Below are 14236 nucleotides of genomic sequence, written 5' to 3'. Positions count from 1 at the left end.
GCACGAACCAAGCAATAGCTGCATTTTGGTTTGAAACTGTGTGCTGCGGTTGACGCTGGGTTGTGTCCTTCTATCGTGCGAGCACGTTGGAAATACAGGTGAATGGCATGCAATGGTTGCTGCAAGATTTTGAAGACACACGGAAACTTGGGGATGCGCTCACGTCTTTGGGGCGAGATGTCAGTTGGCACAAAATTATCCCTTTTGTCGGTGACCTGACGCCTCAGCCAATGATTAAAGATCCGAAAGCTGTGGTGTTGTTTGGGGCCTACAGCATGTGGAAGTATGCGGAAACGGATCAGCTAGAGCCTGGGGTGTTTCGAATTGCGCCGTTTCTAGAACAGTCTGTTTGGCATCCATACTTACTCAATGGCACGGATGCCCATGTGATGTCGTTTGGCGAATGCGCAAGCTGCTTTTCGGGGGACAGCAAGATGTGGTTCTTGCGTCCGGTAGAAGACAGCAAGGAAGTTCCAGGCCGCGTTATGGCGGCTCAAGACATTGCGGACTTGTCAGCGCGCGTTTCGGCGTTGCCTGAAGGGGAGCTACCGATCGGTTCCTTGCGGGCGGACACGTTGGTCATGTTGACGGAACCGCAAGCCATTGACGAGGAGTGGCGCCTTTGGGTGGTCGAGGACCGCGTTGTCACCTACTCGCGCTACAAGCAGGCGGGGCAGGTTGGGTATGTGCATGACATACCAGAGGACGCCCTTAGATTTGGACAGGAGATGGCGCAGCTTAACAGTGGTTATGCGCCCGCCTATGTCATTGACATCTGCCGGGCAAAGGCTGGTCTGCGTATCATCGAGACAAATGGCATCAACGCCGCCGGATTTTATGCGGCGGAATTGGAACCTTTGATCCATGCAATTGAACGTTTGTGTGAGGCGTAAAGTGGCGGGCCCGCAAACGCAGCCGTGTGGTTATCTCATTCCCGAGGACCTGTATATACAGGTGGGCGCCAGGTAACCAGGCCAGGACCAGGACAGAGCCAGCTCCCTCGGAATTGCTTAAGGCCACCGGAATGCAACCGTATCACGAGAAGGGCAGCACCCGCCGACCCTCTATCTAGGCGCAGCGCAGGGAGGGCGCAAGGGGCAGGGGGCGCAAATCGCCTCTTGCATTTTGTTCCCTAAATGTTCACGCTGCTGCTATGGAAGACACGTCCCTCATCACCTTGCAGCCCGGCCAATTGCTCGCCCGCGGGGTCAGCCGCCACCTGCGCAGCCATGGCTATGTCTCGATGGAGGAGTTTGTGCCGGCGCGGGGCCTTCGGGTGGATGTGATGGCGCTGGGTCCTAAAGGCGAGCTTTGGGTGATTGAATGCAAATCCAGCCGGGCCGATTTTCAGGCGGACAACAAATGGCAGGGCTATCTGGAGTGGTGTGACCGCTATTTCTGGGCGGTGGACACGGAGTTTCCGACCGATTTGTTGCCCGAAGGCACGGGGCTGATCTTTGCGGACGCCTATGATGCGGAGATCATCCGCATGGCGCCGGAGGACAAGCTGGCCCCGGCGCGGCGCAAAAAGATGATCCAGAAATTCGCCACCGACGCGGCGCGGCGTTTGCAGCGCTATCGCGATCCCAAGCTGTCGCCGATGCCCAATGAGGAGAACAGCCTATGATGGTCAAGTTTTACTATCCGGATGGCGATTGGTGTTACCGCGCGATCCAAACCGTACACGCGGTGTTTCGCAACGCGGAGGGCAAACTGATTGCGCGCGCTGAAAAAGGCGACCGTAACGGGTATTATGAGTTTGAGATCACCGGGTTTGAACTCAAAGGGCCAGGGGAAATCCTCACCTGACCCTGAGCATTCATAGCCCCCAAATATCCCGGGGAGGAGGTGCAGGTTGCTGCAGCGGAGGGGCTGGCCCCTCCTGAATATTTATTTCGCCATCTGGCGCGCGGTGGCGGCAGCGGCGCGGATCTCTTCGGCAATTTCTTCCGCCTCTTCCGGGTCAAAATCCATCGGGATTTCGATGCCGCCGCCCTCGATGTAAATTCGCACAAACCCCTGATCTGTGGGACCGATTTGCAGGTTGGCTTCGATGTCGCTTTCGGTGTTGATGCCCATGACTGTCTCCTGGCGGATGTGTGGCCCCAAGGGGCACGTTCTCATATCTTGGGAATTCGGGTATCGTGATCGCGGCCCAAAGGCAAGAATACCGCAGCTTTGAGCCTGTCTAGAACGGACGAGGGAACGACTATGATTGACGATATCACGCTGCGTCCCTTTGCGGAGGCGGATCTGGATTGGCTGGTGGAAGCCCATGCCACGCTCTATGCGGAGGACGAGGGCTTTGACGACAGTTTTGGTCCCCTGGTGGAGACCATTCTGCGGCGGTTTTTGCTGGACCATGATGATGTGCGCGAGCGCGGCTGGGTTGCGGCGCATGACGGGCACCGGTTGGGCAGTATTTTCTGTGTAGAAAGTCCGCAGCCAAGTTGGGCCAAACTGCGTCTGTTTTTGGTGCTGCCGCAGGCGCAGGGATTCGGCTTGGGGCAGTATCTGTTGGACACCTGTTTGGGGTTTGCGCGGGGCGTGGGCTATGATGGGGTGACGCTCTGGACCCACAAGAGTCACGCCGCAGCCTGTGCGCTTTATGAAAAAAACGGCTTTGCGCTTGAGGCGGAGAAGCCCGTGACAAGCTTTGGGAGCAGCCAGATCGAACAAACCTACAAAATTACATTTTAGGTGCTTGCATCCCCCGAACGGGGACGGTAAACCGCCCTTGTTGCCGCCTTAGCTCAGTTGGTTAGAGCACTGGTTTGTGGAACCAGGGGTCCTCCGTTCGAGCCGGAGAGGCGGTACCACCCCCCCCTCAACTTGATTTTCCATCGTGACGTCAGGCCGCGCTGCCATCCTGCCTGCGTGCGCTCTTTTGTCGTGATGTGATGAATATTGTGGGGCGATTGCAGGAGGACAGATCCCGCAACCGCCCCGGACGTTGACGCACCAATGGGGATGTGAGCGCGTCAACGGATGTCGACGGGGGGATGACCCATCAACGGGGAGTGTGCTTTGGCAGACGGGTTAGGCCGTCACGCAATAGCCCCGCGCGCGGTAGGCCTCCGCAATGCGGAAGCAGACACCCCGAAAGGTTACTTCGCGGGTCAGTACGGCCTGATCCGGCACGGCGCCGTCGCGCAGGAACGCGGGAGAGGCGAGCACTATGGCGTGCAGCGCTTCACCGGATGTTCCGTAGCCGAAGTAGTCGGCAACCGCGTCTTCGATGTCGAACGGGATTTGGACAAACTCCGGGTGTTGGGCCAGCATGGTTTTGAGGAACTCGGTCCAGATGTTGCCTTGAACGCTGAAGATCTGGTCGGTGTCGCTCACGGTCCGCGGGGCAAAAGCCGCGGCGGAACTATTTATGCCGGGCACCATATGCAGGGCGTTGACGGGCTTGGTTGCCTCAGGCGTTTGCTTGGTGCTGTGCAGGTCACTCAACGTGGCAAGCCTCAGGTCGAGACACTCCAGCACCCTGTCCATATGGCAGGCCAGCGCGCAGTCCCCTTCCGGCCAGTCATCCCCTTCGCCTGCCATATGCAGGCCAACAGCATCGCCGGTGTCCGGATCGATCCAGCAGGCGCCGCTGTCTCCGGGCAGGCTGAGCGCCGCTTGCGGCGCGGCGAGGTCTTGCGGGATCAGGCGGAAGCCGTCGATCTCCACCGTCTTGCGGCGGCCGTTGGGGAGAGTGTGTACCACTTTGTAGGTGCCAATGCCGTCAACCCGCGCGCGGGTCAGACCGGTGGTGCGGCCGTATTTGCACAGAATGCGGCCAAGCGCAGCCGGCGCCACGCCGGTCAGTGGCAGATTGAGTTGTTTCAAGGTGGGATGCCAAGGGGTCGCACCGGAGAGGGGGGCAAAAGCAGCATCGCCGTGGCGCGACAGCATGGATTTTTTCAACCGCGCAATCGGCAGGGCGGCGGTGCTATGTCCATAGACCAGATCACTGTCGGCCCCTTCAGGGGAGGACAGCACGTGCCAGTTGGACAGGATGCCGGGTTTACCGGTGGCGCGGTCCATGGCAATGGCGCCAATGGTGCCCGCTTTGGCGCCGCGGCGCTGGCAAGGGCTGCCAGACAGAAGCGTGGTGGCGCCTGTGTTTTGACTGTCGCCCTGGTCGCGGTGCACCTTGTAAGTGCTGGCGACAACATCCACCGGAAATCCGTTGATAAGGCGTACGATGCGTGTGGCCGGATCGAGCTCGTCTTCGGGCAGTTTGGCGTCCACATGCACCCGCAGGCAGACTTTGGTGGTGGCCAGACCACCAATCCGCTTGAAGCCGATGTCATAGCCGGTCACATCCGCGCGGTTGCAATACATGTCGCGCAGAGCCTCAAGTGCGGCCTCACGGGCATCCATGGCGGCGGTTTGGGCGGCGGTTGTGCTCTCTGTTGGGCTTGGGCGGGACATGGGACCCTCCTCGTTTGTTTTCCTTGAGCAGAATTTGCCAAACCCACCGTTATTTTTGCGTGATTTGCGTTTTGCGCTGTGTTTTGCTGGTGTTTTTGTAAGGATTTGGAGGCGCCATGCCAGAATCGGCGCGTCGAAATCACATGTTTTCAATTTGGGATGTGCGGAGTCTTTAGCGATTGCAGAGCCGTTTGTGTGACGCCGGAGTGAGTTTTAGTGGACAAGGGTGAACTGTCGGATGCAGCCGAATGCAGGGATAAGTGGAAAGTCACGTGATTGGAGGTTTTGCAGTTTGTAGTAAGCATGTGTCTGGCCGTGTCGACTGTGCGGCGGGTTGCGCTTGGCAGATACGCCGATGCCTGATTTGAGCCCGTGCGGTAAAGGTTCCATTTTGGGTTGAGTTCACGCCAGCGAGACAGACGGGATGTCGGTAGTTGGATGCGTCTGAAAACAAGGGGGGCGAGCTCTGCTTGCCGAAGGCGCGCCCACCGAACTGTGGCCTTTGAAGGCAGATTTTGGCGGGGGCAACTGCGTTGCTCAACAGGCCCGGCTATAGTTTCGTGCCAAATCTCCATTGGAGAAATGGTCCAAAGCGCGTATTCTGTTTCTCAATTGAGGGGAATGCTGCAAGTTTTGGCGCCTTTGTTTCCAACAAGGCGCCAATAGATGTGCCACACGGCAAAATTCTTGCGCGGCGTTCCAAGCTGTAGAACGATTAGACGACCTATTAACCATAATTTCTTTTCACGGCCCTTTTGGGAGTGCAGGCATGTGTGTTCCTGCGGACGACCAAAACCCTAGGAAGACAATTGTGCGTTGGTTTGGCCTGCTGGCCGCCTGCGTGGTGGGAACTCTCGCGCCAGTGGTATCGGCAGACGTGGACCCGTTGGAGGTGCCCTACACCGAAGTGGCCTATAGCGGCGACGAGACCCTGCGCGATTTTGTGGGGCGGCATCTCAACGATCCTGACCTTTGGCCAACGGTTTTACAGATCAACAAGTTGGCCTCACCGGCGGACCTAGTGCCGGGGGCGGTGTTGCAGATGCCGGTGGCGCAAGTGGCGGCAGCCGATGCGGCGTTGGCTGAGGCTTTGGTCGCTATCCAGAAGGCCACCTCAGAAGGCGCTCGGCTGTTTGCGCCGCAGGAGATTGGCGCCGCGATAGCAGATCGTGACGCAGCGGTTGGTGCGCGCGGGGAAGGGGCCTGGCGCAAGGTGGTGCGGTTTGCTGGGGCGGCGACGGGGCACGCGACCGAGGCGTTTGAAATTGCGTTGGCGCAACGGGACCGCGCGGCGGAGGCGTTGATCACAGATATTCATGGGCGTGTGGAGGGGCGGGAGCCTGCGGAGGCGGCCTGGTCGGATCGAGACCTGAACGATGTGCTGATAGAATTTGAGAAAGTGCGCACGCTGACCAACTCGACCACACAGGTGACGTTTCGCGATCTGAGCCGGCTGCGTCTGAACCCCAATTCCAATGCCACCATTCAACGGATGCGCTCTGATCCTCTCACCGGCAAAGAGGTCACCAAAGTGTCGCTGGCCAACGGCGATTTCTATGCGCTGCTCAATCAGCTGTCGGATCGTGACAGCTTTGAGATTGACGTGCCGGGCATTCAGACCACCACCGACAGCGATGATTTCTGGATCAAGAAAGAGGCCGATAAGGCGCTGTTTGTGAACTACGACACAGCGTCGCTCGACATTGAAGCCGACGCCACCAAAGTGTCTCTTGGCCAAGACGAGGGGGTGGTGATCACGGAAGACGGCGTGGCCACGCGGGCGCAAGTGCTGGAGTGGCCGTTGTTAAGTGCGCCGATGGACCGCGCGGATGTCTATGGCGCGGGTGTGCAACTGGCGTGGCAGGAGTATCCCGAGGCCAGCGGCTATTGGTTTGAGGTCGCGGGGGATCCGGCGTTCAACCAGATGATTGCCACCGAATGGGGTGTGAAAGACCTGAGTTTTAACGTGGCTGGCCTGGCGCCCGGTGCCCATTATTGGCGTGTCGCGGCGCTGGACGGGCTTGGGTTGCCTGGCAAATGGAGCGAAGTGCGCCAGTTTGAGTTGCGCCAGGACAGCACACCACCGTTTTTGACGCTGTTGGCGCCGTCGGACGGCGTGTTGGTTGAGGTGCCAGACGTTGCGGTGCTGGGCGCGTCTGAGGCGGGGGTGGCGCTTACGGTGAACGGTATCGCCGTGGATGTGGCGGCGGATGGGGGATTTGAGACCACGCTGAAGCTGACCCCCGGGGCCAATCAGATTGTGCTGGTGGCAACCGATCCGGCGGGCAATGTCTCTGAAAAACGCGGACAGTTGCGCTATGTGCCCCGCGTGGCAACGACGATGACGCTGAACCCGGATTTGGCGCGGGACAGCGACGGCCATTTGGTGAGCCGCAATGCCGAGATGACGGTTGTGGTCGCCACTTCTGCCAAGCCAGGCCAAGAGGTGGTCTTGCGGGATGTCGCTGGGGCAGAGGCCGGACGCACACGCATTTCGGCAGGTGGGGTTTTGGCGATCACGGTGCCGGTCGGTTCGGAGCCGCGGGCGTTCAGCGTGGAGGTTTTGTCCGAAGGTGGCGTGTCCACCGGAACGTTGGCGTTTGCTGTGGTGCGGGACAGCGCCGCGCCGGAGCTGGTGCTGGATGTGCCGCCACCGCGGGCCACCACGGACAAAGCCATCGACTTGACGGGCACCCTTGGGGATGCGGTCACGTTGGAGCTCAACGGCGCCAAGCAGGACATCTTTGATGGCAGCTTTGCGATGCAGGCGGCACTCACCGAAGGGCAAAACCTGTTGGAGCTGCGCGCGGTGGATGCGGCGGGCAATGTTGGGGTTCTTGTGGTGGAAACGCTTTTGGACCTCAGCCCCCCGGAGATTTTGGATGCAGGCATGGCCCGGCCACAAGGCGTAGACGGGCCGGTTGAGATTGTGGTTACGGCGCAGGATGTGAGCGGGTTGCGTCAGGCGGCGCCGTACCTGGTTGAGGTTGGGGACGCAGAGTTTGAGGGCTACCTACGCTGTGACAGTGCCCGAGGCATTTGCCGGGCAAGCCTGCCGGCGACACCGGGAGAGATGCGTCTGATCGAGGTGGTGGTGCAGGACTACGCTGGCAATGAGGTGATCCGATGAAGAGGAGCGCGCGCATGACTTGGCTGAAACTGATGGTGGCAGTTTTGTCGGCTTGGGGGCTTTGGCAGGCACAGGCCAAAGCGCAGGATGTGGCGTCGCCAGCGGAACACGGCCAATTGGTTGTGTACGGCTCCGCTGCACCGACGCGGGAGGGTGATATCGATCATCGTGAGGTGATATTCTTTAGCGTTCCGAGTGAATTACGCGACAGAGTTTATGTGCGCGTGTTTGATCCGGAAATGCGGGGGGAGCATGATTTTCGCTATGGCGGCGGGGGCAATTCCCGCACGGTCTATCGGGTCTACGGCGGTGACGGCGCGCGCAGTGGGGTGCCCATGCCGGTGCCGGTTGCGGATGGCGAGACGCCCTCCAAGGTGACCCGTGATGCGGTTTTGGCAGCGCGTGCTGGCGAGGTCTTGCGGGAAGTCGAGTTTGGGTCCGAGGCAGAAACCGATCAGCAGTGGGTCTCGCTGGGAAGTGTGCGCGCGCGGCAAGGTGAGGTGATTGGCGACCGTGCTTGGTTCCGGTTGGAGGTGCTCGGCGCTGACGGTGATGACGGCAACGGGTTCAACGTGGATGTGAGCCTGCTGCGGGATGCGCATCGGCGGCCTGAGGGGCTGGAGATGATTGCCTATCAGCCGACCATTCGCTGGCCCGGGTCTGGACCGGGCACCCGCGTGGAGTTTCTGGCCACCGCTGGGGACCTGACGGTGCAGAACTTTGACGGGGCGCGGGGCGATTTGCGGCTGAACCGGATGTATTCGGACTATGCGCTGCGCGCCTCGGGGCAGAATGTCTGGGCCAGTGAAGTTGTGCGTGCCGAAGAGCTGGCGGGAGAGGATATTCTGTCGCTGACCCTTCAGGGTGGGTTTGAAACGCCCAATGATGTGACGCTGAGCCTGTTTGATGCGGACGGACAAGCGGTGCCGATGCTGATGCCATCTCGTTTGGCGCCAGTGCCTGCGCGGCCAGAGGCGCTGCCACGGGCGCGGGAGCTGGCGGATTGTTCTAGCGTGGCGTTTGATGGCAGCTTGGCGGATGGCGATCCGCTGCTGGCCTACCGCTGGGATTACCGCGATGGCGCCAGCTCAGAAGAGCCGGTGATTGTTTACAGTTACGGCGCACCGGGGCGGTATGATGCGCGGTTGCGGGTGCGCTTGCCGGGCACACGGGCGGCGCGCGGGGCGGAGGCCGAGGTGCCGGTGCATGTGCGGGTGGCGCCTCGGGCTGTGGCGGGCAGCGCGATCACGGTAGCGCCGGGCGATGTGGTGCCGTTTTCTGGCGCGGGCTCGTTGCCGTCTGACAGCCCGATCACGCGTTATTTGTGGAGCTTTGGCGACGGAGCGGCAGCCGACACGGTGGAGGCCAGCCACGTTTACACCGAGCCGGGTGACTATCGCGCGGTTTTGCGGGTGAGCGATGACGCGGTGCATCCCTGCAACTTTGGCGTGGCGACCCGTTTGGTGATGGTGAATTTCCCACCGGTGGCTGAGGCGGGCACGGATGTGAACACCATTGTGGGGCGCGCGGTCACGCTGGACGGGGCGGCGAGCTATGACGTGGATGGGGCCATCACCGGCTATGTTTGGGACTTGGGGGATGGCACAGAGCGCTATGGCAGCCGTGTAACGCATGTGTATCAGCAGCCCGGGATCTATCAGGTGGGCCTATCTGTGCGCGATGACAGCGGCGTGGCCAATGCGACAAGCACGGACCGTTTGACCATTCGTGTAAATGCGCCGCCTGTGCCCGCGATCGACGGGCCGGAGGCGCCGGTGGCCGTTGGGGAGGCGGTGATTCTGGATGGTAGCCGCTCCAGCGATGCAGATGGGGTGATCCTGTCGCACCTCTGGGACTTCGGCGATGGGGCCATGGGCGAGGGGCCGGTTGCGGAATACGCTTGGGCGACCCCCGGTGTCTACGAGGTAACCCTCACCGTGATTGATGACAGCGGCACGCAATCGGCCACCCAGCGCACCCGGTTTGAGGTGGTTGTGAACACGCGGCCGGTGGCGGAGGCCGGGCCGGATCAGTTTGTCACCGCGTCAGAGGTGCAGTTTGACGGCAGCGGGTCGCGTGACATTGACGGGCAGATTGCGCGGTACGTTTGGGAGTTTGGCGATGGGCGCACCGCAGAAGGTTTAAGTCCGCTTCATTTCTATGAAATTCCAGGGGTTTACGAGGTGGACTTAACGGTCACGGACGACAGTGGGGCGCCTCAGAGCAGCCATCGGGACACGATGCAAGTTGTGGTCAACAGTCGACCCATTGCCGACGCAGGGTCTGCGCTGACCGTCGCGCCGGACGAGGAGTTTGTGCTCGACGGTGGCGCGTCGGTGGATCCGGATGGCACGGTGGCGCAGTATCTTTGGCTGTTTGAGGATGGCAGCACGCAAGATGGCGTGCGGGTGGCGCAGCGCTTTGAAACGCCGGGGCTGCATCGGGTGCGCTTGAAAGTGACCGATGATTTTGTCGGTGGCGGCGCGGTGGATGAGAGCGAGGTGTTGATCACCGTCAATGCGTCGCCGGTTGCGCAGGCGGGGCCGGATCTGCGCGTGGCGCCAGATGACACGGTGCGGTTTGATGCGCGCTCAAGCTTTGACAAAGACGGGCTGCTGGCTGGCTACCGCTGGGAGTTTGACGATTTGCAGGCCCCGTTGGAGGCCGCAGTGGTGGAGCGCGCTTGGCCGGTGGCGGGCGTGTACAACGCCCGGCTTGTGGTGCGGGATGGCAGCGGCGTGGCCAATTCCACCGCGCAGGACAGCGTGACCATCCATGTGAACCACCGTCCCGAAGCAGAGGCGGGTCCGGCGATTGATACGGATCGGTTGTTGGTCACGTTGGATGCTGGTGGCAGCAGCGATGCGGATGGCGACGCGCTGATGTATCTCTGGGATTTTGGCGACGGGTCGGCGCCGGTGATTGGCAAGACGGTCAGCCATGTATTCCCCAAAGCGGGCAGCTACCCAGTCACATTGCGGGTGGATGATGGCACCGGCCTGAGCAATGCGCGGGATGTGGATGCCACCACGGTGATCATCAACGCCGCGCCGGTGGCGGATGCGGGAGGCAACAAAGATGTGTGTTCTGGCCAGTCGATCATCTTTGATGCCTCGGCCAGCGCGGATGAGGATGGCGACCTGTTAAAGTACCTCTGGGACTTTGGCGATGGCACGTTGTCTGAGGTGATCAATCCAACCAAAACCTACGAAATGCCAGGCACTTACCCGGTCACTCTTCAAGTGGAAGATGAGAGCGGCAGCACGCGTGGGTCGGATCTGGACCGCATCGCGGTGATTGTGCGCGAGGGGCCAATTGCCAATGCGGGGCCGGACATGACGGTCTGTGTCAATCAAGAGGTGCGCATGGATGGCAGTGGCTCCACAGATGCCGATGGGTCTGTCAACGGGTTTGAATGGACCTTTGGTGATGGCAGTCGGGCCAGCGGGGCGACGCCAATCAAGAGCTTTGAGCGGGCGGGCGATCATGCGGTCACGCTCACGATCACTGGCGATGCGGTTGGGGAATGCAGCCCGCTGGACACCGATACAGTCAATGTGAAGGTCTTGCCCGCGCGCAGCCAGCGCATTGACGCGGTGGAGCGTGCGCCGGTGAACAATGCCGTGGCCTTTGCCGCTGTTTTGGGCGACGCGGCCGGTACGGGCGAGCCGGTGCGGTATGACTGGATCTTTTCGGATGGCGGCACAGCCGAAGGCGCGGAAGTGTCTTATGCGTTTGCCGAACCGGGAGCCTATTTGGCGACGCTGACCACAACGCTTGAAGGTGGCACGCAGGACTGCGGGCAATTGGTCACGCACCACAAGATCCTCATCAACGCCGCGCCGACGCCAGAGGTGGACGCACCCGCTCAGGTGGCGGCGGGCGTTTTGACGCGGTTTGACGCCACTGGCGCGGTGGACAACGACGGGGTGATCACCCGCTACCTTTGGGATTTTGGCGACGGTCAAACGGCGGAGGGCGTGTCGGTGGTGCATCGCTATGAAACGCCGGGTGTCTATGCCTTGTCGCTGGAAGTCACCGATGATGCGGGTGTGGCCAATAGCAGCGCCTCTTGGACCCGCGAGATGCAGGTGAATCCAGCGCCGCTGACCGGCGTCGATGTGGCCGGGGCATTATGCGCGGGTGATGACAAAGCCTGGGAACTGTCGGTGGGTCCTGGGGTGGCGGTGGCCTGGGATTTTGGTGACGGGGGCACGGGCAAAGGCGCGGCGGTGACCCATCGCTACGCTACGCCGGGGCTGTATCCGGTCACGGTGTCTACGGATGATGGCAAAGGATTGGAAAACTCCAGCCAGTTGGAGCAGGTCTATGCACGGGTGAACGCGCCGCCAACCGCCGATGCGGGACCGGACAGGGTGGTCTGTCCGGGCGAAGAGGTCTCGTTTCGAGCTGGAGCGTATGATCGGGATGGCAAGATTACCGATCTGCTGTGGCGCTTCTCAGACGGGGTGGAGTTGGCGGGCGCAGAGGTCAGCCGCCGGTTTGATACCGCGGGGCCTGTGACCGCAACCTTGATTGTGACGGATGACAGCGGTGCCAGCTGTGCCGTGGGGCAGGACACGGCGGAGATTTTGGTGAATGCCGCGCCGGTGATCAGCGCGGGCCAAGACCGGGAAACCCCGGTGGGGGCGGCGCATGACGTGCTGCGCTTTGATGTGAGTGATGTCAGCGACCCGGATGGCCATGGCGTAGAGGTCAGCTGGCAATTTGGCGACGGGGCAGGCGGCTATGGCGCAGTGACCCGCCATGCCTACGGCGCGCCAGGCACGTATACGGCCACGGTGACTGCGCGCGACAGCACCGGATTGGCCTGTGGTGTGTCTACCGACAGCGTGCAGGTATTGGCCGTGGCCCGGGGTGAGGGCAATTGATGCGGTTTCCGCTGCCGCTCAAGTTCTTTCTATTCGCCGCGTTGATCGCCGTGGTGCCTTTGGCGCTGGTGGGCAACAACCTGGTGCAGATTGCCCGCGAAGAGCTCAAAAGCGCGGTGAATGAAGATCTCACCAGCGTGGCAGGGCAATTGCGCAGCGAGTTTGACAGCCTGTATCAGGGCCGTTGGCTGGCACCGTTGATGGTGATCCGCTCTGGTGTGGACAATCCTGAGCTGGACGTCGCGCTAAAGGTGGCGCTGTTGACGGAGGGCATGGCGCAATTGCCGGATGTGGTGTCCTTGCAGCTGAGCGTGGAAGGCTCCGACATTCCGGTGCTGGTGAGCAATGAAGATTTTGCTGCACAGCTGGCAGAGGTTGGCCTTGACCCGGTGCAGACGCTCTCCATTAGCAATGAGTTGCTGGCGAATATTGAGGGCACCGGACAGTTTGGGCGACCACTGATCAGCCAATTGCCAGACACAGGGGACTGGCTGGCGACTTTGGCTTTGCCGATGGAAAGCATCATTGCCGGGCGCAAGCTCACGTTGGGCGCACGTATCAACCTGAACACCTTGCAGCGCAGTGTGTTGCGCCATCCGTTTACCGCGCGGGGTGAGATCACCATTGTGGATCATGCTGGACGGGCCGTGCTGGTAGAGGCCCCGGAGGTTTTGGCCGACCGGGCGATCGTGGCTTCTGCCATGCCGCTGATTGTGGCAGGCGCGCGGGCAGATGCGTTGGAGGCCTATGCGCGGCCAGATGGCACAGCGATGTTGGGGGCTTATGCCTTTCCGGATTGGTTTCCTTTTGCGGTGATTGCCGAGCTGAGCGAAGAGACGGCCTATGCCGTGGTCACTCAGATGATGCAGCGGATTTTGATTGTCGGCAGTCTGGGCTTTGCCGCGGCCTCGATTGGGGCGCTGATCTTCTCGCGTCGCCTGAAACGTCCGATCTTGAAAATTGGCCGGGTGGCGGATGCTGTGGGCGAGGGCGATTTCTCACAACGGGTGGACGGCGTGCGCTCGCGCGACGAAATTGGCGATCTGGCGGGGCGGATCAACGTGATGGCCGGGCAATTGGGCGAGCGGCTGGAGCTTATGAAATTCGTCAGCCATGAGACGGTGACGGCCATACAGAACCGGGATGGCGACCGGATGCGGCGGGGCGGCGAGCGGCGCGAGGTGACCATGCTGTTCTCAGATATTCGCGGCTACACGGCGTTTTCCGAAACCGTGCCGCCCGAAGAGGTGATTGAGGTGCTCAACCGCTATTTTGAAATCCAGTCAGAGATTGTCGAGCGCCATGGCGGCGATATCGACAAGTTTGTCGGGGATGAGCTGATGGCGATGTTTGTGGGTGAGGACAAAGAGGATCGCGCCGTGCGCTGCGGCGTGGAAATCAAAGAGGCGTTGGCGGCGTCTTTTGGGGCTCAAAGCGCGCGCGAACTGGCCGTGGGCGTGGGCATCGCCTCAGGCGACGTGGTGCTTGGGGCGATGGGGGCGCGCGACCGGATGGACTATACGGTGCTGGGCTCAACCGTGAACTTGGCAGCGCGGCTCTGCGCTAAAGCGGGCCCTTGGCAGGTGCTGGTGGATCGAGACACCAGTGATCTGGTCGATGAAGGCATAACCCTAAAAGAGCTGGCCGCCGTGCGCCTCAAGGGCTACGCCGATCCAATCCCGGTATTTGCCGCGCAGGCTGAGACCAAACAGTTGGAACACCTGCCCTGATCTTCTCATTCCACAAATATCCTGGGGGAGGCGCAGCCTGCTGCGCCGGGGGCAACGCC

General features: G+C 61.1%; 9 protein-coding genes and 1 tRNA gene. 8 read left to right on the top strand and 2 right to left on the bottom strand.

What is annotated here, in order from left to right:
* The first annotated feature begins 107 nt into the window (after positions 1-107).
* From SIB38_RS16415 to SIB38_RS16405, 3 genes are all read left to right on the top strand, one after another.
* On the top strand, positions 108-893 hold the full coding sequence (locus SIB38_RS16415) for an ATP-grasp domain-containing protein (protein ID WP_412550629.1): 786 nt from the start codon (positions 108-110) through the stop codon (positions 891-893).
* A 260-nt stretch (positions 894-1153) separates the two neighbouring features.
* Positions 1154-1627: an MmcB family DNA repair protein gene (locus tag SIB38_RS16410; protein ID WP_412550628.1), complete on the top strand. Its 474-nt coding sequence runs from the start codon at positions 1154-1156 to the stop codon at positions 1625-1627.
* Positions 1624-1809, top strand: a complete 186-nt coding sequence (locus tag SIB38_RS16405) for a hypothetical protein (RefSeq protein ID WP_294114204.1) — start codon at positions 1624-1626, stop codon at positions 1807-1809. Before SIB38_RS16410 ends, SIB38_RS16405 begins: the two co-directional genes overlap by 4 nt.
* A gap of 81 nt (positions 1810-1890) precedes the next feature.
* On the opposite strand, the gene SIB38_RS16400 is transcribed toward SIB38_RS16405, so the two are convergent.
* Positions 1891-2079: a DUF6324 family protein gene (locus SIB38_RS16400; RefSeq protein WP_294114205.1), complete on the bottom strand. Its 189-nt coding sequence runs from the start codon at positions 2077-2079 to the stop codon at positions 1891-1893.
* A gap of 132 nt (positions 2080-2211) precedes the next feature.
* Between SIB38_RS16400 and SIB38_RS16395 the strand changes: the two genes are divergently transcribed.
* Together SIB38_RS16395 and SIB38_RS16390 are read left to right on the top strand one after the other, a co-directional pair.
* Positions 2212-2700, top strand: coding sequence for an N-acetyltransferase family protein (locus SIB38_RS16395; RefSeq protein ID WP_412550627.1), 489 nt, complete (start codon positions 2212-2214; stop codon positions 2698-2700).
* A gap of 42 nt (positions 2701-2742) precedes the next feature.
* Positions 2743-2819: transfer RNA gene (locus SIB38_RS16390), tRNA-His, on the top strand.
* A gap of 220 nt (positions 2820-3039) precedes the next feature.
* Here the strand turns inward: SIB38_RS16390 and SIB38_RS16385 are convergent.
* Positions 3040-4425: a hypothetical protein gene (locus SIB38_RS16385; protein WP_412550626.1), complete on the bottom strand. Its 1386-nt coding sequence runs from the start codon at positions 4423-4425 to the stop codon at positions 3040-3042.
* A 769-nt stretch (positions 4426-5194) separates the two neighbouring features.
* Here SIB38_RS16385 and SIB38_RS16380 point away from each other — a divergent pair.
* Genes SIB38_RS16380 through SIB38_RS16370 form a run of 3 tightly spaced genes read left to right on the top strand, consistent with a single transcriptional unit; the run spans position 5195 to position 14177 of the window.
* Positions 5195-7555: a FecR domain-containing protein gene (locus tag SIB38_RS16380; RefSeq protein ID WP_412550625.1), complete on the top strand. Its 2361-nt coding sequence runs from the start codon at positions 5195-5197 to the stop codon at positions 7553-7555.
* Between the two features lie 14 nt (positions 7556-7569).
* The gene (locus SIB38_RS16375; protein ID WP_412550624.1) at positions 7570-12447 is read left to right on the top strand and encodes a PKD domain-containing protein; all 4878 of its coding nucleotides are present in this window, start codon (positions 7570-7572) and stop codon (positions 12445-12447) included.
* On the top strand, positions 12447-14177 hold the full coding sequence (locus SIB38_RS16370) for an adenylate/guanylate cyclase domain-containing protein (protein WP_412550623.1): 1731 nt from the start codon (positions 12447-12449) through the stop codon (positions 14175-14177). Before SIB38_RS16375 ends, SIB38_RS16370 begins: the two co-directional genes overlap by 1 nt.
* Positions 14178-14236 lie beyond the last annotated feature (59 nt).

This window comes from Shimia sp. MIT910701 (genome assembly GCF_047126315.1).
Lineage (GTDB): Bacteria > Pseudomonadota > Alphaproteobacteria > Rhodobacterales > Rhodobacteraceae > Shimia.
This window is presented reverse-complemented; position numbering and strand designations above follow the sequence as displayed.

What these genes read in the sequence shown, in the direction of transcription:
- SIB38_RS16415 (WP_412550629.1), top strand. Translation starts at nt 108, where the DNA reads ATGCAATGGTTGCTGCAAGATTTTGAAGACACACGGAAACTTGGGGAT.
- SIB38_RS16410 (WP_412550628.1), top strand. Translation starts at nt 1,154, where the DNA reads ATGGAAGACACGTCCCTCATCACCTTGCAGCCCGGCCAATTGCTCGCC.
- SIB38_RS16405 (WP_294114204.1), top strand. Translation starts at nt 1,624, where the DNA reads ATGATGGTCAAGTTTTACTATCCGGATGGCGATTGGTGTTACCGCGCG.
- SIB38_RS16400 (WP_294114205.1), bottom strand. Translation starts at nt 2,079, where the DNA reads ATGGGCATCAACACCGAAAGCGACATCGAAGCCAACCTGCAAATCGGT.
- SIB38_RS16395 (WP_412550627.1), top strand. Translation starts at nt 2,212, where the DNA reads ATGATTGACGATATCACGCTGCGTCCCTTTGCGGAGGCGGATCTGGAT.
- SIB38_RS16385 (WP_412550626.1), bottom strand. Translation starts at nt 4,425, where the DNA reads ATGTCCCGCCCAAGCCCAACAGAGAGCACAACCGCCGCCCAAACCGCC.
- SIB38_RS16380 (WP_412550625.1), top strand. Translation starts at nt 5,195, where the DNA reads ATGTGTGTTCCTGCGGACGACCAAAACCCTAGGAAGACAATTGTGCGT.
- SIB38_RS16375 (WP_412550624.1), top strand. Translation starts at nt 7,570, where the DNA reads ATGACTTGGCTGAAACTGATGGTGGCAGTTTTGTCGGCTTGGGGGCTT.
- SIB38_RS16370 (WP_412550623.1), top strand. Translation starts at nt 12,447, where the DNA reads ATGCGGTTTCCGCTGCCGCTCAAGTTCTTTCTATTCGCCGCGTTGATC.